18 protein-coding genes and 1 pseudogene are annotated in these 19,068 nt (G+C 54.6%); 6 read left to right on the top strand and 13 right to left on the bottom strand.

Going from position 1 to position 19,068, the window contains the following annotated elements; all coding sequences use genetic code 11:
* Window positions 1–220: 220 nt before the first annotated feature.
* Together DQX05_RS15945 and DQX05_RS15940 are read right to left on the bottom strand one after the other, a co-directional pair.
* Window positions 221–526: a spore coat protein gene (locus DQX05_RS15945; protein WP_119794543.1), complete on the bottom strand. Its 306-nt coding sequence runs from the start codon at window positions 524–526 to the stop codon at window positions 221–223.
* 19 nt (window positions 527–545) lie between these two features.
* Window positions 546–749 carry a spore coat protein gene (locus DQX05_RS15940; protein WP_119794542.1) on the bottom strand — a complete coding sequence of 68 codons (204 nt, stop codon included), beginning with the start codon at window positions 747–749 and terminating at the stop codon, window positions 546–548.
* Between the two features lie 239 nt (window positions 750–988).
* Between DQX05_RS15940 and hfq the strand changes: the two genes are divergently transcribed.
* Both hfq and DQX05_RS15930 read left to right on the top strand, forming a co-directional pair.
* Window positions 989–1,216, top strand: a complete 228-nt coding sequence (hfq, locus tag DQX05_RS15935) for an RNA chaperone Hfq (protein ID WP_087442306.1) — start codon at window positions 989–991, stop codon at window positions 1,214–1,216.
* Between the two features lie 242 nt (window positions 1,217–1,458).
* Entirely contained in the window at window positions 1,459–2,634 is a 1,176-nt protein-coding gene (locus DQX05_RS15930; RefSeq protein WP_119794541.1) for a cation:proton antiporter, read from the top strand.
* Between the two features lie 77 nt (window positions 2,635–2,711).
* On the opposite strand, the gene DQX05_RS15925 is transcribed toward DQX05_RS15930, so the two are convergent.
* Genes DQX05_RS15925 through DQX05_RS15915 form a run of 3 tightly spaced genes read right to left on the bottom strand, consistent with a single transcriptional unit; the run spans window position 2,712 to window position 6,399 of the window.
* On the bottom strand, window positions 2,712–3,833 hold the full coding sequence (locus DQX05_RS15925) for a Ger(x)C family spore germination protein (protein ID WP_119794540.1): 1,122 nt from the start codon (window positions 3,831–3,833) through the stop codon (window positions 2,712–2,714).
* The gene (locus tag DQX05_RS15920) at window positions 3,833–4,927 is read right to left on the bottom strand and encodes a GerAB/ArcD/ProY family transporter (RefSeq protein ID WP_259392034.1); all 1,095 of its coding nucleotides are present in this window, start codon (window positions 4,925–4,927) and stop codon (window positions 3,833–3,835) included. The genes DQX05_RS15925 and DQX05_RS15920 overlap by 1 nt, the downstream gene beginning before the upstream one ends.
* Window positions 4,924–6,399: a spore germination protein gene (locus DQX05_RS15915; protein WP_119794539.1), complete on the bottom strand. Its 1,476-nt coding sequence runs from the start codon at window positions 6,397–6,399 to the stop codon at window positions 4,924–4,926. Before DQX05_RS15915 ends, DQX05_RS15920 begins: the two co-directional genes overlap by 4 nt.
* Before the next feature lie 142 nt (window positions 6,400–6,541).
* Here DQX05_RS15915 and DQX05_RS15910 point away from each other — a divergent pair, with 142 nt between their 5' ends.
* Complete coding sequence (locus DQX05_RS15910) at window positions 6,542–6,844, top strand: hypothetical protein (protein WP_119794538.1); 303 nt, start codon at window positions 6,542–6,544, stop codon at window positions 6,842–6,844.
* 211 nt (window positions 6,845–7,055) lie between these two features.
* On the opposite strand, the pseudogene DQX05_RS33200 reads toward DQX05_RS15910, so the two are convergent.
* The 4 genes and pseudogenes from DQX05_RS33200 to DQX05_RS15895 form a co-directional block, all read right to left on the bottom strand.
* Window positions 7,056–7,340: pseudogene (locus DQX05_RS33200) on the bottom strand (hypothetical protein); the annotation flags it as partial.
* On the bottom strand, window positions 7,261–7,572 hold the full coding sequence (locus tag DQX05_RS15905; protein WP_119794537.1) for a transposase: 312 nt from the start codon (window positions 7,570–7,572) through the stop codon (window positions 7,261–7,263). The gene DQX05_RS15905 and the pseudogene DQX05_RS33200, both read right to left, overlap by 80 nt.
* Window positions 7,573–7,681: 109 nt before the next feature.
* Window positions 7,682–10,846 carry an MMPL family transporter gene (locus DQX05_RS15900; RefSeq protein WP_119794536.1) on the bottom strand — a complete coding sequence of 1,055 codons (3,165 nt, stop codon included), beginning with the start codon at window positions 10,844–10,846 and terminating at the stop codon, window positions 7,682–7,684.
* A 6-nt stretch (window positions 10,847–10,852) separates the two neighbouring features.
* Entirely contained in the window at window positions 10,853–11,299 is a 447-nt protein-coding gene (locus DQX05_RS15895) for a MarR family winged helix-turn-helix transcriptional regulator (protein ID WP_119794535.1), read from the bottom strand.
* 731 nt (window positions 11,300–12,030) lie between these two features.
* On the opposite strand from DQX05_RS15895, the gene DQX05_RS15890 reads away from it, so the two are divergent.
* Together DQX05_RS15890 and DQX05_RS15885 are read left to right on the top strand one after the other, a co-directional pair.
* Window positions 12,031–12,432, top strand: a complete 402-nt coding sequence (locus tag DQX05_RS15890) for a DNA-directed RNA polymerase (protein WP_119794534.1) — start codon at window positions 12,031–12,033, stop codon at window positions 12,430–12,432.
* Window positions 12,433–12,761: 329 nt separating this feature from the next.
* Window positions 12,762–12,989 (top strand): ATPase, encoded by a 228-nt coding sequence (locus tag DQX05_RS15885; protein WP_259392033.1) that lies wholly within the window; start codon window positions 12,762–12,764, stop codon window positions 12,987–12,989.
* A 100-nt stretch (window positions 12,990–13,089) separates the two neighbouring features.
* Here DQX05_RS15885 and DQX05_RS15880 read toward each other — a convergent pair whose 3' ends face one another.
* A complete protein-coding gene (locus DQX05_RS15880; RefSeq protein WP_119794639.1) occupies window positions 13,090–13,803 on the bottom strand; it encodes an N-acetylmuramoyl-L-alanine amidase in 714 nt (237 codons plus the stop codon).
* 204 nt (window positions 13,804–14,007) lie between these two features.
* On the opposite strand from DQX05_RS15880, the gene DQX05_RS15875 reads away from it, so the two are divergent.
* A complete protein-coding gene (locus DQX05_RS15875) occupies window positions 14,008–14,250 on the top strand; it encodes a YqzE family protein (protein ID WP_119794532.1) in 243 nt (80 codons plus the stop codon).
* Between the two features lie 80 nt (window positions 14,251–14,330).
* Here the strand turns inward: DQX05_RS15875 and DQX05_RS15870 are convergent, their stop codons facing one another.
* The 3 genes from DQX05_RS15870 to DQX05_RS15860 all read right to left on the bottom strand — a co-directional run bounded on the left by DQX05_RS15870 (window position 14,331) and on the right by DQX05_RS15860 (window position 18,919).
* Window positions 14,331–15,557 carry a phospholipid phosphatase gene (locus tag DQX05_RS15870; protein ID WP_119794531.1) on the bottom strand — a complete coding sequence of 409 codons (1,227 nt, stop codon included), beginning with the start codon at window positions 15,555–15,557 and terminating at the stop codon, window positions 14,331–14,333.
* 376 nt (window positions 15,558–15,933) lie between these two features.
* A complete protein-coding gene (locus tag DQX05_RS15865; protein WP_472924371.1) occupies window positions 15,934–17,037 on the bottom strand; it encodes a YqhG family protein in 1,104 nt (367 codons plus the stop codon).
* A gap of 1 nt (window position 17,038) precedes the next feature.
* Window positions 17,039–18,919 (bottom strand): DEAD/DEAH box helicase, encoded by a 1,881-nt coding sequence (locus DQX05_RS15860; RefSeq protein WP_119794530.1) that lies wholly within the window; start codon window positions 18,917–18,919, stop codon window positions 17,039–17,041.
* Window positions 18,920–19,068: the final 149 nt, after the last annotated feature.

Raw genomic sequence — 19,068 nt, 5'->3', positions numbered from 1 at the left:
TGTTGAGGTTGACGATCATTGCCTTTTCGTATAATAATTGGATGAATATACCGAATTCCGGATCGTGACGGGTGCCAGCTCAGTTACGAATGACGGTACTAATTTTAAAGAGAGGGGAGGACTTGAATATCTGTAGGCATGCCGGCTACTTGGCAAAAGAAAGGAAAAAGGGGAACAGAGCCCCGATGCGACAGGACCGATCCCCAATCTCGAACGGGCGTTAACCGTTCCGCTGTACCATGTTTAGTGCCGTATTGGCATTGTTCATATCGATCTGAAGCTGTTCCTGCAGGTTATAGGGGTGGTAATAGCCATTCTTCATCATGTACGCGGTTAATTGCTCATGGGCCTGAATGGCGGTATCGAGGTGATTGCGCAAGACCGTCCGCACCTCTGGAGTTGCTGCTTCGGTTAGCGCGGTAGCCAGATCTTTAATTCCGGACTTGGCTGCAATCAGCATGTCCGTCGCCACGACCTGATCGGTCATGCCTGCCATGCCGGTCACATTTTCAATAATCGTATTCATCGTTGGCCTCCTTTCATCATTAGCTGTAAGCTCTGGACAGCAGTCCTTGATAGTCTTTAATCGCTTGGGACGATTGTTGAATGTCTTGCTGCATTAGCCCTTTTAGCTCCTGGCAGGACACCAGGTTGTACATCGTTGCCGTTTTGGTCATGCATGCATTTTTAAAAGTGAGGAGCTCATGAAGCTCCAACGTCTCGTGCGCGCCCAGACTTCTTGTTTCCACTTTGTATTCACCCCCCTCACTTAGTATGAGAGTGTATACGGAGATTATGTATGGGGAAATCAGTAAGCCAGAGAAATAAAATGGATTTCCGCCAAACGATTTTGCCGAATCTGTCGATATAGGATACAGTAACGTTTTGGCGTAGAACAGAAAGACATCTTGTGAACTATTTTTCTATCCGTCTGAAATCTGGTAAACTTAGCAGTAGGTTGACTTTATAAGGAAGGGGATGATTGCACTTGAAGAAATCGACCGATCGAAGCTTGCAAGAGCAGTTTCTTACGGAAGCGATACAGCAGGAAGTGCCCGTCACGCTTATTACGAAAAATGGAATCCAGATGAAGGGCATGATTACGTCATTCGATGTCTATACGATTGTGCTCAAAATCGATTCCAAGTATAGCCTTATTAACAAATCGGCTGTCTCAACCATCATCCCGTCCCAACGCCTCTCGTTGTTCAAGTAACAAGTTTCATTTTCACCCATTTTATCCGCTTTTGTTTTGGGGCTGTCCTGTCGTCGATTGACGAAGGACAGCCTTTTTAAATCCTTTACTGAGAAATGGTTTGCAACTTACGAGAAAGTGGAGTATAATAGACATTATTCGTCTAAAAAAATATGTTTTATTTTGGAGGAGCCTGACAACTTAGGGCTCCTCTTTGTCTTTTTTTAGAAATGATAAATTATGGAAGGGTTGTGGAATTAACAATGGAATTTATTCTGTATCTAGCTCTGATTCTGCTATGCACCAAGGTAGCCGGTGATATCTCGGTCCGCTTGGGACAACCTGCCGTATTGGGGAAGCTGATCGTCGGTATCCTGATCGGTCCGGCTGTGCTGGGCTGGATTGAGAAGGACAGCTTTATCACCCATGTATCTGAAATCGGCGTCTTGCTGCTGATGTTCATTGCTGGCCTGGAGACGGATGTCGATCAGCTTCGCAAAAATTGGAAATCAGCGTTTGCGGTTGCCGTTGGCGGCATTATTCTGCCTTTCATTGGAGGATACAGCGCAGCGATCGCGTTTGGTTTTTCTCCGAATTATGCGCTGTTCTTCGGCGTTATCTTTTGCGCGACTTCCGTCAGCATCTCCGTCCAGGTGCTTAAAGAAATGAACAAGCTCAATTCGAGAGAAGGGACGACGATACTTGGCGCCGCCGTCGTCGACGATGTGCTGGTCGTCATCCTGCTGGCGTTCATTATGAGCATCATCGGTCAAGGCGGAGACGTCAACCTCGGGTTGCTTATTGGAAAGAAGGTTTTGTTCTTTGTCATTATTTTCGTTGCTGGTTGGCTTGTCGTGCCTCGTGTAATGAAGTGGCTGGCTCCGCTCAAAGTTACCGAAGCGGTTATCAGCGCAGCGTTAATTATTTGTTTTGCCTTTGCCTATTTTGCCGAATGGATGCAGATGGCCGGTATAATCGGCGCCTTCGCCGCCGGTATCGCCGTGTCCCTGACCCCATACAAGCATGATGTCGAGCATAAGGTCGAGCCGATTGCATATTCGCTCTTCGTTCCGGTGTTCTTCGTCAGCATCGGGCTGAACGTGTCGTTCGACGGCATCGGGAGCAATCTGGGTATGCTCGCTGTCATTACAATCATGGCGATCGTAACGAAGCTGGCCGGGGGTTGGCTGGGCGCACGCGTAACCGGGTTCGACAGCCGCTCTTCGCTTGCGATTGGCGCAGGCATGATCTCACGCGGCGAGGTGGCGCTCATTATTGCGGCCACAGGCTTGCAGTCCGGGTTGCTCCAGCCGGAATATTTCACGGAGATTATCATCATGGTCATTATTACGACGCTTGTCACTCCGCCGATGCTGAAGATGCTGTTCAAGAGGTCCGACGAGATGCACGCGGAGCAGAAAAACAGTGTAAATATGTAGTTGATCTAAGGCAGGGCTGATTCGCCGCCGAACGTTAGACGGTGCGGCGAATCAGCCCTGTATTCCTTCAGTGCCGCTTATTTTGTGGATCCCATTCCGATAATTTTCACTTTGACCTTCACATCCACAATTGCGTCTTCGAAATAATCCGCCCAATGGTCTTGAGCCTTTTTCCAGTGTGGATAAGCGTAGGCCCTTGCGTACATGCCGAACCCCGCCGGATCGATGCGCGCTTTTTGCAGCTTGCGAATCAGAGTGTTGAACTGCTGCTCCAGATTAGCGGCAATTTTCTGCTCAAGCTCATCGTACGGCTGCATCACATCATATGGGAATAGACGTTCCGTCACATATACGATGGAGCGAACGTTCACATCGAATACGAAGCGTCCTTGGGCGTACCGTGCATGAATCTTTGGCTTAATCCTCTGAAGATTGATGCTGACCTGCTTCATGTCTACTTTATCGGGTCCCTTCCCTGGCGACATCGGAAGATGGAGCGTAAAGGGAAATTCGCCCTTCGTTTTATTTCTTAGTATGTAGATCAACTTCGTCTCGTCGGAATTGGCCATCATTTTGAAGCGCGACGATTTATCCAGCAGCGCGGTGCCTGTCAAGGCTAGGCCATCCTCTTTGCTCAGGCCGGTTATGCTTGGCGTCATCCCTTTCTCATGCAGATGACGGTGGAATTCCTGGACGGTCGTTTTGGTCGTCTCATTCCGAAGCAGACCCGAATCCACTAGCTTCGATAGATGTAAGGGCAGGCGCGGCTTGTCCTTGGCTGAAAATTGAATCAGGTCGCTAAGGTCGCCGTCGAAGTATACGACCCGAGCGGATGCGGTGCTCTTTGTGTCCCGATAAAACGAATCAAGCAATGATGACCAATTCTCCTGCGCGGCAAGCCGCTTGCCGATGACAATACTCTGTGTCTTGCCTGCCGTAGTTATTCCCAGAGCCCGCTTGTCGAACTCTTCGCGGGAATGGCGCAGGGTGGTTGAGCGGACCTCGAAATCTTCTTCATTCTCCTTCGCCTCCTTCGAGAAGACGGGACTCGACATCACCAGCAACAGATTGCCTTCTTCATCCAGATCGAGGCCGATCAGCAGCGACAGCGTCATGTTCTCAATGGTTGTATAGGTTGCGCACCCATGAAGCGGGAGCACAACTAGCAGCAGGATAACAATGGTAACGGCACGCCGCATTAATGGCTCGCCTCCTTCGGTGTCAGCTTCTGATAAACTTTGATAGACAGATATAAGAGAAGCGGCAACAGATACGAGATGACCGTGCCGGAATAACTGGCCCATTCCTTATAGCGAAGGGACTCCAGCCAGGAAGGCTTAATCCAAGTCGCTATCAATAACGTACCCGCGCAAATCAAGAGCGCATACGGGCCATGGTTCTTCGTCCCGAACAGCTTCGCGCCGCTGATGGAAGCTACGTACAAAAACGGAACCAGCGACGTCGAAATGACGACTAAATAGATGGCCAGGAAAATGATGTCGAACCGTTCCAGGAACCGGAATTCGATCACTTTCAACAGGTTCAAAATCGGTTGATTGTATTGAATGATCTCGTCCGGGCTAAAAAAACCGAAGCAGATAATCGTGGTAAATGTATAAACCAGCATGGTCAATGCATTCCCGAGCACGACGCCTTGGATGGCCAGATCCTTGCGCGTTAAGAATGGATAGACGAAGAATATGATCTCGAACCCGAGATAGGCCGTAGTCGTGGTCGGGATCGCCTGAATGACGGGTCCCCAGCCTTCCTTGAGAACCGGCAGGAAATGGATGAGATACCCTTCTCGCAATGGAAGCAAAAGCACCGGGGCCATCCAAATCGTCAAATAAAACACGACTTCACAATATCTGGCGATATGGGTAATATGCTTCCGCGCTGTCATATAGGCCGGTATGACGAACAGGAGCAAAATGTACGGAACCGGTGTCATCACCAGGAACCACGATTTAATGTACAGCATCGTCGCGACAAATGTCGACCAGAACATAAAGGCAAGATGCAAGCCTACCAGCGCCAGCACGAGCTTGCTGATCACCCCTCCGAACAGCCGCTCCAGCAATTCCGGCAGCGTATCTTCCGGATATTTCCTCATGACGATAACGATAAGCACGCTGAAAAACAGGTTGATCAGCCACGCCAATATAATCGAAATCCATCCGTCCGTCGATGCGATCTCCGCGAGCTGGCGGGGGAGAGACAGAACGCTTGTCGCTACTTGAATGCAATGAACCAACAAGGCGAACTGCATGAAGGTAATGCGGTATGAATTCAATTCGACCCGCCTCCTTCAGGTGTACTCTCCCCTTGCCGCTTGAGCTGCTGTGACCCCGGCCCGGTAGGGCGCGTCTTCATCGACCACAGCGGGAAGCGAAGGAACGTATCCTTCAGATCGGCAAAGCGGACGGGAGCCAATGGGCTTCCGTAAGCGGCCCCGAGCGATGTCAGCGAGCAGAGGTGAGAGATAAGAAGCATCGCGCCGCATACGATGCCAACGAAGCCGTACAGAAATGCAATCAGCATCATCGGGAAGCGTAGAAAGCGGATTGCTGTCCCCATATCGATGTTCGGGATGATGAAGGAAGCGATCGCGGTGGAGGCGACGACGATAACCATGATGTTGCTGACGATGCCCGCCTGAACTGCGGTCTGCCCGATAATAATGCCGCCAACGAGTCCGACCGTCTGGCCGATAGGCGCCGGCAGCCGGATTCCCGCTTCACGCATCATCTCCAAGGTCACTTCCATAATGAACGCCTCCAAGAACGGATGGAACGGAACGCGCTCTCTTGACTCCGCCACGGATAAAATAAGCTGGATCGGAATGACCTCGAAATTGAACGTAATGAACGCGATATACAGCGCAGGCAAAAACAGGGCGATGAAAAACGCAAAAAAACGCAGCAGCCGAATGAAGGAAGCATTGATCCAGCGCATGCTGTAGTCATCCACGCTCTGGAAGAACGACACGAACGATACCGGACCGATAAGGACGCTCGGCGAACGATCGACCACGACAACATAGCGGCCCTGCAAAATATGAGAGGCCGCCGAATCGGGCCGTTCCGTCATCAACAGCTGCGGAAAAGGCGAGTAGGCATCGTCTTCGATCAGCTCGGAGAGCTCGCCCGTATTGATCACATTATCAACATCCAGTCCCTCGATTCGGTTTGTGAGCTCCTGCAGCACTTCCGGATCGGCCACATCGCGAAGGTACATGATGGATAAGGTGTTTTCTCCTCTTGTCCCAACCTTCAACTGCTTGATTTTGAGCTCCCGGTTCGGGATATAGCGACGAATAAGAGCTATATTCTGGCTTGCGGTCTCGACGAATCCTTGGTGGGAGCCTTTGACGGATGCCTCGATCGACGGATCGGTAATCGACCGCTGCGGCCATCCGCTCGTATCGAATATGTAGGCCACGGTTGCACCTGGCAGGAAGAGCACGCTGTTGCCGTTAAGAAGCATCTTCTCCACCTGGTTCATGTCGGATGTCGATTCTAGATTGCCGACCGTGACAGGCAGGGTATCTTCCACACTGGACAGGGCTTCAATCAGCGGTTGCAGAATATGATTGTTGATGGAATTCTTATCGACCAAGCCCTCGAAATAGACAAGCATGGCTTCAGGCCCGTTCGGCGAATCGATGCTCCGGAAGATCAGGTCGGGAGCTTGCGAGAAGATGGATTGCAGCCGCTGCACATTGACCGACATCTGTTCATTCACTTTTCCTTGTTGTGCTGACATCCTTGCTCACCCTCACGATTGTTCATATGTGAGAAGTCTGGCTCACTGGGAACGATTTTATTCGAGTGCCATGGAAAGAGAGGAGAGAAACCGGGATAGGGGAATTACGTATGAACTAACAGGAGAAAAAGGAGGGAATCGGATGAGCAAAGGGACCAAGATCGGACTTGGCATAGCGGCAGCCATCGTGGCGTTTATTGGGTTGATGATTGTCTGGTACTTCAACACGGCGGCTGGACAGCGGTCGCTTAAAAATTTTCAGTCGAATAATGCCGGGGGATTGGAGAGAACGGTGAAGGTCTACAGCAGTGACGGAACATTGATTCATGAGTATGAGGGCAAGATTGACATTAAGGATACGGAATATGGCAATAAAGTGCTGTTTGATTTGGACGGGAAGCGGATTGTCATTTACAATGCGACGGTCATATCGGAAGAAAAATAAGGCATAACGGGCGCCGGGGAGATCCGCAAGGGATGAGCTTACGGATCTTCCAGCCGGCAGCGAGGGGAGTATTGACGCTGATCACGAAGGGATGGAGGAGTTCCGCTTGGCGCCGAACGGAACCGTAGTCAGCCGCACCTCTTGCCGCTTGCCGTCCCGCAAGAGCCCCATCTTCACCACCTGTCCCGGTCCGGGTGACCACCGCTTCGAGGTCATCGTAGCTGTGCACGGGCATCCCATTGATGTCAGTAATGATGTCGCCCACGGCTAGGATCCCGTCGGCTGGCGTGCCGGCCGCCACTTCAACTAGAATGGCTAAGTGCTTTTTCAACCCGGTATGCGTATGATGCTTTGCTGTCAATCTAAGGATATAGGTGGAATAATCGGAGGAAGCGTGCCGGGTTCGGCAAGCTTCCCTAGATCGGACGCCTCCCCTTATTGTCCAGATGGAGCAAGAGTTCCCGCAGCAGCCGGTAAGGAAAATACAGTCCTGCATAAGCTCCTGCAATCCGAAATGACGGATATAAAAAAACGGCATGCACTTGCGTCGTTAACTCGGCGCCCTGCTTAATCACGTCATAGATGACGGACACGAAGATAGAGCCGGCGACGAAGAAGCCCAGCACAGCCAACAGATGGAACACCGTGCCAAGCACACGATACCGATGGGCAAGCCCCGCCATCACGAATGGAACGGCGATGAACGCAGCGACCAGTACGATTTTCACATATATCGCCTCCTAGGAACTACGATTGCCTGATGGAAGAGAGGGTATGCATGAAAAAACCGTCCGGAACAATCGATTCCGGACGGGGAGGGGAGAACGTATTGAGGCGTCACATCGCGATCCGATCCCGTTTGGCCTCGTCTGCCTGGCTTGCCCGGAACGGCCACCAGTTGGCCGAACCGAACAATTTGACCATGACGGGCACGAAGAACGGCAGCAGCAGAATGGCATAGAGCAGCAGGCCGGACAGAACGACGGTCGCAATCTGCAGCATGCTTAGCACGCCAGACGGATAGAAGGAGGCGAAGGTTCCTCCAAGAATGATTACGGCCGATATTATGACGGTCCCCATATTCTTCATCGCATGCAGAATGGCTGCGCTGGCATCCATATGCTTATTCTCGTTGAAGCGGTCCATCAAGAAGATGCTGTAGTCGACACCGAGCGCGACAAGCATGACGAAGCTGAAGAACGGCGTCGGCCAACTGATGCCCGAATATCCAAGCATATCAACGAATATGAGCTCGGTTACGCCCAGAGACGTGTAGTACGTCAAGATGAGCGAGGCGATCAAATATAGCGGCATAATGATGGAGCGCAGCAGAAGAATGAGAATGATCAGAATGCCGGCCATCATGAAGATGACAGTGCGGGTATAGTCTTCCCCTGAGATCTGCTTAAGATCGGCGAAGGTGCTTGATACGCCGCCGATGGCGATATCTGCCTGTTCCCAAGCGGTATCGGCTACTGCCCGCTCTGCCGCCGCTTGCACATGCGGCATTTGCTCGATCGCCTCGATGCCGTACGGGTTGACCGAGAATACGACGTCGAGCGTCATGACGGTGCGATCCGGGGAGACATACAGTTCGACGGCTTGCTGGAAGTCTTGATTCTCCAGCACTTCCTTCGGCACGAACCAGCCGCTGAAATCGCTGTCTGCCGTACTGCCGACCTCGCTTAAATACCGGGAGGCGGAATTGAGGCCGCCGGAGACTTGCTCCAGTCCGTCGATTCCCTGCTGAAGACCATCGGTCAGCTCCGTCAATTGACTCGTCAGTTGCTGGAAGCCATCGCCCATCTGCTGCTGGCCGTCCTCGATTCGGGTCAAGCCTTCGATAACCGAAGGGACCTTGCCAATAATCTGGCCTTGGCCATGAGCGGCCTGGGTGAGCCCGTTCTCCAGATCGTTCAGGCCCGCAATGAGCTCATCCAGCCCGGAGGCGAGCGCCTTCTGCCCGGCAACGGCTTGGGCGAAGCCCTCATTGGCCTGGCTCAATCCGGCGGACAATGGGCCGAAGCGGCCGCTCAGTTCGCCAAGAGCGCCTGCCAGCTGGGCGGTTCCCTTGCCAGTCTCGGTGACGGTGCCGCGAATGGTCAAGTAATCTTCATCGCGCAGCAGATCGGGATAGTTCTCTTCCAGGCGGCTGAAGCGGCTGTCCAGTGACTGCAGCGCCTTCGCGACGCTGTCGAGCTGCTGCTGCATTTGCTTCAGGCCATCGTCCGCCTGCTGAATGCCGTCGCCGATCGTTCTGTACGAAGCGAGCAGCTTCTCGTTGGCGTTCGCCAATTGCAGGGCACTGGCCTTGGCCTGCGACAAGCCGGTCTTCAGCTGTCCGGCGCCGGACGAGCCGTCCGCAATCCCTTGCTGGATTCGGCTCAGACCGGCATTCAGCTCACTGATGCCTTCCTTGAGCGCCTTCGTGCCTGCGGTGAGCTGTCCGGCGCTGTCAGCGGCTTCCTTGAGCTTCGGCGCATTCTCGGACAAAGCGCTGCTCGCTTGGGATAGTCCGCTCTTAATATCGGTCAGACCCTGGTTCCCTTCGCCAAGTCCTTTTTCCAGCGTCTTGGCCTGTTCCGTAATCTTCAGATCGGGGATAGCCTCCCCGGAAGGCCGGCTCAGGCTCCGTACGCTCGCGACTCCGGGAACCTTCTCTACCTCCCGGCTGATCTTTTCGGCCAAGGCCATATGCTCGGCAATGTCGAGCGGCTTCCCATTCTGAACGACAATCTGGGTCGGCAGCGATTCGCCCGGCTCGAAGCTGTCAGCGATAATATTGAAGGCTTTGACCGAATCGTATTTGTCGCCAATCTCTTCCAGACTGTTATAGGAGAGCTGCCCGTCATAGGTGGCCAGGAACGGAATGGTTACCGCGGCCACGAGGAGCAGGGCCGCCCATGGACGCTTCAGCGAGAAGGAACCGACCGCTCCCCAGATGCGGCTCTCCTTATGTTCGAGCGAGCTGTTCCGGCTCGGCCAGAAGATGCGGGTGCCCATTACGAACATGAAGAACGGAACGATCGTGACCAGTGCGATCAGCATGACTGCGATGCCGATGGCTACGGCCACCGCGGACCGGTACAGAATGAATGTGGACAGACCGATGGCGGTGAAGCCAACCAGTACGGCCAGCCCGGAGAATAACACCGTCTTCCCGGCGGTGCGGTACGTGGCGGCAATCGCATCGCCGATATGTTCATGCCGCGGCACTTCCTCCTTGAAGCGGCTAAGGAGCAGAATGCAATAATCGGTTCCGATCCCGAACATGACGGCGACCATGAAGATCTGCGTGAAGGTAGAAACGGGGAAGTCCGCCGAATCAACCAGGAAGGCAACGATGGACTGGGATATCAAATAACTGACGCCGACGGCCACTAACGGGATGAGCGGGGCAATCACGGAACGGAAGACGAGAATGAGAATAATAAGAATGAAGGCGACCGTAATATATTCCGACTTCTTAAGACCGTCTTGGGAGCTCTGAATCGTGTCCTTGTCAATGGAGTGTCTGCCGGTAATATAATGCTCGACGCTGACGGACTCCATATCCTTGTTCACGCGGCTGATGATATCGTCGGTAGAGTTCTCTCCGGCCGCCACCCCGATGGATGTCATGACGGTCTTGCCGTCGCGGGAGACCAGCTTATTCTCCAGCTCAGGCTGCGCGAACGGATTCAGGATCGACTCGATGCCCAGATCGGCCTTATGCTGCTCCAGGCGCTGAATCGTCTCCTTGACTTCGGCGATCTCACCGGCTTGCAGCCCGTCCGGGTTATGGAAGACGAGCGCAATCTGAGATTGTTCCTTGACGCCGTTCCGTGCGGCGGCTTCATCCAGAATAGCTTGTGCTTCCGTCGAAGGGTAGCCGTCAGGGACGGTGATCGTCCCTTTTTGCTTGACCAGATCGTTCAGGGACGGGGCGGCTACCATCAGTCCTGCCGCAGCGATAATCCAGACGGCGATAATCGCCCATCTTGCCTTCAGTATGAATTTCATGAAGCGCTACTCCTCTCTCCTTATCAGATAGGCTAATTTCTCGAAGGTGCTGATGAAGGCTTCCACCTCCTGTTCTTCGAAGTGAACCAGATAGGAAGATACCATATCCTGCACTTTCTGCTCCGCTTCCTTCAGCACGGATTCGCCGCGGGGGGTGAGGGACAGATATACCTGCCTTCGATCGGATTCATCCCGGGTCCGGTCGATGAGCCCGCGATCGGCAATCCGCGTAATAATCGCGGTGATCGAGCTTTTGCCGACGAGAAAAGCATCCGCCAGCTCGGTGGGATTGCAGCGGCGGCATTCGCTGATGAACAGAAGAATCTGGAATTGTTCAGGGGTCAATTCTTCTTGAATGGCTTCCCGAATATCGGCGAACAGATGCTTCGTTACATCGAAGTAGGCAGCGATATAACGATCAATCCATTGCTTGGAATTGGCATTGGTATTCAATGTTTTTCCTCCTCATGAGTGTATGCACGACAGAGTTGTCTATATTGTTTCATAATGAAATAGTTTGATACTAAAACTATATGCTGGAGCCTGGTGAATGTCAAACTCATAACTGGGAAAAATACATCAAAACGGAGCAAGTCACTTGAAAAAAGGGGCATCCCTTTGTATAATGATGATAATGATTATCATTTCTAATTGTGTTTGCGTTAAATCAGGATGAAACCGGGGTGGAACCAATGGTTATTGTGCAGCAGGTCATGACGGCGGCGCTGTTTGTCGTGGGTGGGATATGCCTTTATATGTGTCTGAAGCAGGATCGGAGAACAAGGAAATCCCCGCAATAGGAAGCGGATTTCCTTTTTTTCTTTTTCATTTATATTTATTGACATTTCATGAATGAACGTATATAATTATAACTTATAATCGTAAATTTCACTCTCCTACGCATTTTAGAATCTTACACACCTTGCCACATCTCACTTCGGAATCACCCTTATCTGCTGCCCATTCCGTCTGTCATGCCATCAAGATTGTTGTAAGCAATATCCGCTGCGCTCGCTTGAAGCTCACGATAAGCGAGTCTGTTTCACCGTGTTCGATTACGGTTACTATAATGAAGTCAAAGAATATAGTCTATCACAAAGGGGACTGTACACAACGACAATAATTTGAGCTTTCCTGCTGGCAGCAGAATGTCCGGCAGGTTGAAAGGTTTGGAGGTAATACAAATGAATACACAACTCGTGCACAATTGGTTGAACCATTTGGGCGGATACCGGGCAAGCCGCGCGATTAACGAACGCCGCTTGACCTACCGGATGTCCTACATCCAGGACGCCAAGCGTCCAGGCACGCGCCGGGAGCAAGAACGCATTTGTCATGCGATCTCTCGTGCGAAGGAGCAAGAAATGATTTTCCAGGAAGCCTGCGCTCGACTCCCTGTTCCGTACCGGGAAGTATTGAACAAACGGTACTTGCAGGATACGCGCGGCATCGAACTGGATGTCATCTCGGATGCGGTTGACGCTTTGGCCCTCGTCTTGCAGGCGATGGAGCAAGCAGGCACGATACAATACCGTATCGTCGAAGGCTACGTCATTATGCATCGTGTTCATCAACGCACGGCGTAACCGCGGTTGATCTTGAAGTGATGCAACCGGTCTTTTATAACAAGGACATTTATGCGATTTACGTCATTCACTGTACATGGAATTCGAAGAATTGGATATGAGCCTGTCATCTCACGGATGGGTAAGCCCTCCGTTCATGCATTTCATTTTACACGATTGGGTGAACTTAATCATGATTCAGGAATACTGATAACCCCTTAGGATAGCGCATCCTACAGGGGTTATTTTTATGGGCATCCAGTCATTCACCTCCGCTTCGGGATAGCCTTGGCGCAAATGACGCATAGTAAAGATATGCAGAATCTGGCCTAAGGTATGGAGGGATGATGATGAAAAAGGGGATAGGTAAACGGGCTAAAGAAATATTGCGAAAATTGCTTCAGGGCAGAGGAATGAGACGCCTTGCCATCGGCCTCGCGCTGATGATTCCGGTAGCCGGATATGCTGGAGACGCCCATGGATGGGCGGCGGGGGAAGAACTGCGTTCGCAGTCGGCCGATACCGGTAAGGAACATATTCCCGCGCCGCAGCATGCGGCGGAGATTCACCAGCGCTGAGCCCAACAACATGCAAATAGGGATGGTGGAGCGTCGGATACGGCCGTCGATATCGTGTGCAAAGCGCCGGAAGGAAATCGTTCCTTCCGGCGTTGTGCAGTCAATATATGGCGTGATAGTGCACGATCGCATCACAGAGCCGGGCCGCAATTGCCGTCTGCGACCGGGGATCCGTCAGCATGCGGCGATCCTTGGCGTTGCTCAGATAACCGAGCTCGACGATGACAGCCGGTTGATCGACGTGCTTCAGCAGGTAATACGTCTTCCCATGCTGGGGAAGCGTGCGTGTAGAGAAAAGCGGATTCAATGAATCCTGGAGGAGGGAAGCCAGCAAGCGGCTCCGACCTTCATTCTGATGCAGGATAAGCGGACCGGTCGCCCTCGGACTCCTGGACCAATTGACATGAAGGCTGATGAACATCGACACCGGCACTTCTCTGCTCAACTGCCTTCGCTGCGCCAAATCCTTGGAATGGCGAGAGCGGGCGCCTGACCAGCGGTTGTCATCGCTCAGGGCGTAATCGCCGGTACGGTTGAGAATGACCGGAACGCCGCGGGCCTTGAGCAATAAATAGAGCTTGCGGGCAATGGCGAGATTGATGTTTTTCTCCAAAATATCCCCGTAGCTGGTTCCGCCGTCAATTCCGCCATGACCCGCATCAATCAGCACGTGCCTGGTAGGGAACACGCCCCTGTAGAGCGGGGGTCTCTTGGGAGCCGGCCTGGCGCTTGCTGGTTCGGGAAGATGCGTGTTCCAAGAGGCTTCCTGCTGCGCGGAGACGGACAGGGGCAGGAAGGACACGCCTATGAGCACCGCTATGATGGCGTGCAGCCATCGCCTTGTCCGCCGGGACCAGAGGAGATTAGGCATATCGCGTGACCACCTTCATTGTATGGAATCAATTGTTCTTATGGTGTGCAATAAGACAAAGCTTCATTCCGAGCCGGGGCGGCCGCGTTTGGCCAGAAGGGGAATAGGGCAGACTAACATCATCAGGGACAGGAGGAGGTGGCCGTCATGGCCAAAGGTCAAGACCTGATCAAATATATTACGCAGCGGGTCGTCACTTATATCGATACCCCTGTGGAGGCCCGGCGCGAACGCAGATTGGAGCGCAAAAGCCGTGTGAAGGAGCCGTGGCAGACCAAATGGTTCGGTATGGTGCCGTTCAGCATGCAGATGTGGGCAGGGAAGTGGAGACGGACGGGGCAGCCGCTCCTTCGCCGAGCGTCTCGCCTGAAGCTGATGCGCTGGCGCTAAGGACCCGGCCTCCCCAAGATGAAAAGGCACACTCCTGAGGGCAGAGGGTGCCTTTTTGGTATGTTGAGGACGAATCGAGATTAGGATTGCGGAACGAAGTAACCGTTCGCGAGCGCGTCATCCGCTGGAATCCAGCGCATCGCTTCCATATCGTTGCTGGAAATAATGACGTACTTGGATACCCCCTGTTCGTCCGCTTCTCCGGCTGGCTCCCACCGTTGCATTCCGAGATATGCGAACGGCATCTTCATGTCGAGTCCGGCGCGCTGCTGCACATAGACCCACCGCTTCGTCTTGTAATCGGCAGGGGCGCCGGCCTCCGGCTTGCGAAGCTGCGGCTGCCGGGCCATCCACAAAATATTGTGGTACGGGTCGAACGGATCCCGGTAGGAGCTCGGGGCAGGGACGGCGTCTTCTCCTTCCCCGTCCGCCGGAGCGCGGCTCTCTCCGCCGCCCGCCAGGCTGCGGCTCTCTTTGCGCCCGGGAACGGTCTCCAGCAGAAGTACAGCCGCGGCTGTACCCTTCGGTTGGGCCGCGCTGGAGGCTATGACGGCCCGAACGTCCGTGCTCCAAGGCGCTGCCAGCCGATCCGGCTCGAAGGAAGGAGGCAGCCATTCTCCGCTCTGCGCATCAAGCCATTCCACCGCTCCGCTACTCCATTCCAGACGCCACACCGTGACCAGCGGGTCGATGAAATACGGCTGGACATCCGCCAACATGTCATGGCTCGCCGAAGAAGCTGCATCTTCAACCTGGAGCCGATGGGTAAGCGCTTGATGCAGCGTGGTCTCCTGGTACGGCATGGCGCTGCCGCGGCCGTATTCCGCCAGCCGGATATCTCCCTGCTCGGTCGATTCCAGAATCATATATCCTATCTGTTCCTGGCCAGATAAGACGCGAACGAGCCACCCGTGCATGCCGGGACCGAGGGGAAGCGTCTCCAGCCGGGCCCCGCTCCAGTCGGTGAACGGTTCGTTCTTCGCCAATTGCCGCTTGAAGCGATCCGCGATGTCCTGGACGGATCGTCCCTGCAGGCTCCCGGCGAAGCTGCGTTCCGGATGATGCAGATCCGAACTGCTCCGCACGGCAACCAGCATCAGCGAATAGACATTTTTTGGCGCTTGTTCCGCTTCCACATAAGCGGACTGCGCCTTCGCCAAGGTTACGGGAGGCTGTTCGCCGCGAAGCGGGTACAGCGAATCCGATGCGGCCAACACTGCGAAGGTGACCCCTCCCGCGGCGAGCGAGGTCAGCGCCGCCGTCGTTATCAGACTGGCGAACCTTGTCCACCAAGGCGTTTTTTGCATTTCCAACACCTCTCTTGGCTATGACATTCCAACATGCTTGCCTTCTCTTGCTGCCGTGCACCGGTCCGGTAATATATACGTTACTACCCATCCGGCTCCATGTTTCAACCATTTCATTGTAAGGGACAAGCTATAAAAAGGCTGTCGGAACAGGGGATGGGACGCCTTGCAGAGCTGGTTCTATTTTTGCCGCAAAATGGCAATTAGCCACGCAATATAGCTGACCGTCACGGACATCTCGATCCGACAATCTGACAAGGCCGGGCGGAGCGGGCGGTGCAGAACCTTGCCGCTGCCTCGTCGGTGCCTTGTCAGTATATCGGCGGCAGATCATCAGCACCTTGTCGGCCGGTCAACAGAACCTCCCGCCTCCGCTCTATTGGAGCATGGGCACATGAACGAGCCCGGCGTTAATGAGACTTACTTCGATGCGCGGCTCGAACTGCCATCGCACTTCCTGCTGGCGCACCTCATATTGCTCATCGATAGTCATGGACCGCGCCTCTTCCTCTCCATCCTCCCCGTTCGAAGGCGGAGGGGGAGCTTCTTGTTGTCGCATGCGGCCCGGCTGTTGGCTCTCCTCGCGGATAAGCGGCTCATAGTAGGAGGCGAGGCGGCTCAATTCTTCCTCCAGCCGGACGCGCGCTTCCCGCGCCCAAGCATCGTCATGGCGCGAGATGACCTCCGCGAGATGCTCCTCCACATAGGACAAGGCCGCGTGCAGCGTTAGCCGCCACGGCAGAACATGGACATGGGGCGGGAGCTTCGGTGTCACGTCCATCCGCAGCACCTCCTCCATATAATCGAGGCGCATCTTCCCGCTGACGAGCGAGATGCCGTAGGAATGGATCTCCTCGCGCTTCAGATCGCAGGCGAACTCCAGCTTGAAGTTCAGCAGCAGCCATGACTCGTACGGGGCGGATTGCTTCACGCCGCGCCCTCCGCGAACGGGGCCGGTGGCTGGCGGCTCCACGAACAGCTGAATGAAGCGGCCCTCGGTATGGGCCGCCTGCATTATCTGTTCAAGGCGCTTGCTCCCGTAGGTGACGTCGTCGCGCGGGATGCGCCCAGGGCCGCCCCCGCCGCCGGTGAAGGCGGGCGCCACGCCGAAGTAGCGCCCGAGCACGGACTCGCCGGGCGCCGCTTGCGGAGCGGCTCCGGCGGCGGCAAGCGGGCCGGTTCCGCCAGCCGATGCGGCCGGCCCGGGGGCTGCGGGCGCAGGCGCCGATCCATAGGAGACGGCGCGCGGCGGCTCCGGCGGCATCGCGGCCGGATCGAACACGAACGTGAAGCGCATCGTCTCCGCCTCCGCTCCCGTGCGATCGATGAAGCCCCAATAATAGGGGCGGTTCGTCAGCACGCGATCGGCGCGCTCGGACAGCTTCACGGTCACATGGGCGGGCGACTTCTCGAGAATATGGCAGTCCGTCGCCTCCAAATAGCGCAAGACATAATCTCGCACTTGCTCGGTGTTCATCATGTCAAGCCTCCGCTTCCGTACTGATCTGGTCCAGCAGTTGTCCGATCGCTGCCTTCTTCTCGTCGTCCGCTTCGGATTCCACTTCCGCGCGGATGGCGTTCAGCGACGATCCGAGATGCTCGACATGATGGCGGATCTCGTCATCGCTGCCCGCTTCCAGCAGAATGCGGGTCAGGCTCTTCTCCAGGGAGTCCTGCTTCTCGAACCGTTCCAGAATCATATCCAGCCGGCCGATGACCATTTCGAACATATTGATTTTTTCATGCAGCAGGTTCAAAATATGCTCCTCGATCGTGCCGCAGGTCGACAAATTGTAAATGCGCACATCGTTCGTCTGGCCGAGGCGGTGCACCCGCCCAATTCTCTGCTCGACGCGCATCGGGTTCCAGGGCAGGTCGAAATTGATCATATGGTGGCAAAATTGCAGATTGATGCCCTCCCCGCCGGCTTCGGTCGCGATCATCACCTGGGCCCGGCCGCGGAACAGATCCATCATCCAGTCCTTCTTGCCCCGGTTCATGCCGCCGCTGTACGGTACCGCCACGATCCCGGCCTTACGAAAATATTGCATCAAATATTCCTGCGTTGCCCGGTATTCGGTGAACACGATCACCTTCTCGTTCGTCTGCCGGATAATGTCCATGGCGGCCTCCGCCTTCGTGTTGGACGTAATCGCTTTGATCAGATCGACGAGGTCCCAGATATGATCGCGGATCGGCGAATCCTCGGGCAGCTTCTTGGCGAGGTTGACGAGGGTCAGGAAGACCGCATCGCGGCTGGAGCAGACTTCCCGCTGCAGCGTAATGAGCGAGAACATGCTGCCGATATCGCGGCCGTTCATCTGATACTGCTCCTTGATGAAGCGGGTGACTCCCTCGTACAAGGCCTGCTCGTCCGAGGACAGCGTCAAGGGCACGTTGCGGACGATTCGCCGCGTGAATTGCACGCTGCCCTCGCCGCGCCGATTGCGCACCATCACCTTGGACAGCTCGCCTTGAAGCTGGCCCTCGTTCTTCGGAAGGCGCTTGTCGGCGACGAAGTTGCTGCTGAATTCGCCCTGCGCCCCGAGCTGTCCGGGCTTCAGAAGGGTGATCAGATTATATAGCTCGTTCATATCGTTCTGGACCGGCGTGGCCGTCAGCAGCAGGCAATATTTTTTGCGCAAATGCTGTATGAACTGGTAATTGGTCGTTTTGCGGTTTTTGAGCTTATGCGCCTCGTCGACGATAAGCATGTCGTATTCCTGCTCCATCAGAATCGATTTATGCGGATCGCGCTTGGCGGTATCCATCGAGGCGACGACGATGTCAGATTGCCATTGATATTTTTTCTTCTGAGCTACCGCCGCAATGCCGAACTTGTGATGCAGCTCACGCACCCACTGCAGCACCAGGGAGGCGGGGACGAGAATAAGCGCGCGCTTGACAAGCCCGCGAATCAAATATTCCTTCAGCACGAGTCCCGCTTCGATCGTCTTGCCGAGACCGACCTCATCCGCGAGAATCGCGCGGCCGCGCATCTCGTGAAGCACCTTTTTGGCGGTATCTACTTGATGGGGGAGCGGTTCTACGTTCGTAATATGGGTCAGGCATTGCAACTCGTCGAACGCGCGAATGCGCTTGGCCTGCTCCGCCTCATAGGCGAGCTGGAACAGCGTCCAGTCATCCCATGGACCGTTCTTGTCGATGCGGGCCGACAGCTCCTCCAGCCAGTCGCGATCCGTCACGATAGACAGCGATCCGGGCATGGCGCGCGACGAGAGCGGCCAGGAATTCGCGGCAGAGCGCATGATCGAGCCGCTAACCGGGGCGACCGGGCCGGCCGTCAGGGCTGATGGTTGCGTACCGGGAAGGCCATCATTCGGCTGCTGATGTCTGTTCATCCTCTCGACCTCCTCTATAGAGGTAGTATGGACGTTATTGCATGCTTTCATAACTGGCTGCAAGACGGAGATCGAGGAGCCTGCAAGAGGGGCGCGGCCTGCCGTCCATGCGCGGGCTGCCACGCAAACATAGACAGGCCCGGGCCATC

Source organism: Paenibacillus thiaminolyticus (genome assembly GCF_003591545.1).
GTDB classification, from domain to species: Bacteria; Bacillota; Bacilli; order Paenibacillales; family Paenibacillaceae; genus Paenibacillus_B; species Paenibacillus_B thiaminolyticus_A.
Note: the sequence above shows the minus strand (reverse complement) of the source record. Positions and strands in the feature narration are given on the sequence as shown.

Coding starts and splice junctions, on each gene's coding strand:
- DQX05_RS15945 (WP_119794543.1), bottom strand. CDS start 526: ATGAATACGATTATTGAAAATGTGACCGGCATGGCAGGCATGACCGAT.
- DQX05_RS15890 (WP_119794534.1), top strand. CDS start 12,031: ATGAATACACAACTCGTGCACAATTGGTTGAACCATTTGGGCGGATAC.
- DQX05_RS15910 (WP_119794538.1), top strand. CDS start 6,542: ATGAGCAAAGGGACCAAGATCGGACTTGGCATAGCGGCAGCCATCGTG.
- DQX05_RS15900 (WP_119794536.1), bottom strand. CDS start 10,846: ATGAAATTCATACTGAAGGCAAGATGGGCGATTATCGCCGTCTGGATT.
- DQX05_RS15860 (WP_119794530.1), bottom strand. CDS start 18,919: ATGAACAGACATCAGCAGCCGAATGATGGCCTTCCCGGTACGCAACCA.
- DQX05_RS15930 (WP_119794541.1), top strand. CDS start 1,459: ATGGAATTTATTCTGTATCTAGCTCTGATTCTGCTATGCACCAAGGTA.
- DQX05_RS15875 (WP_119794532.1), top strand. CDS start 14,008: ATGGCCAAAGGTCAAGACCTGATCAAATATATTACGCAGCGGGTCGTC.
- DQX05_RS15915 (WP_119794539.1), bottom strand. CDS start 6,399: ATGTCAGCACAACAAGGAAAAGTGAATGAACAGATGTCGGTCAATGTG.
- DQX05_RS15865 (WP_472924371.1), bottom strand. CDS start 17,037: ATGATGAACACCGAGCAAGTGCGAGATTATGTCTTGCGCTATTTGGAG.
- DQX05_RS15885 (WP_259392033.1), top strand. CDS start 12,762: ATGAAAAAGGGGATAGGTAAACGGGCTAAAGAAATATTGCGAAAATTG.
- DQX05_RS15870 (WP_119794531.1), bottom strand. CDS start 15,557: ATGCAAAAAACGCCTTGGTGGACAAGGTTCGCCAGTCTGATAACGACG.
- DQX05_RS15925 (WP_119794540.1), bottom strand. CDS start 3,833: ATGCGGCGTGCCGTTACCATTGTTATCCTGCTGCTAGTTGTGCTCCCG.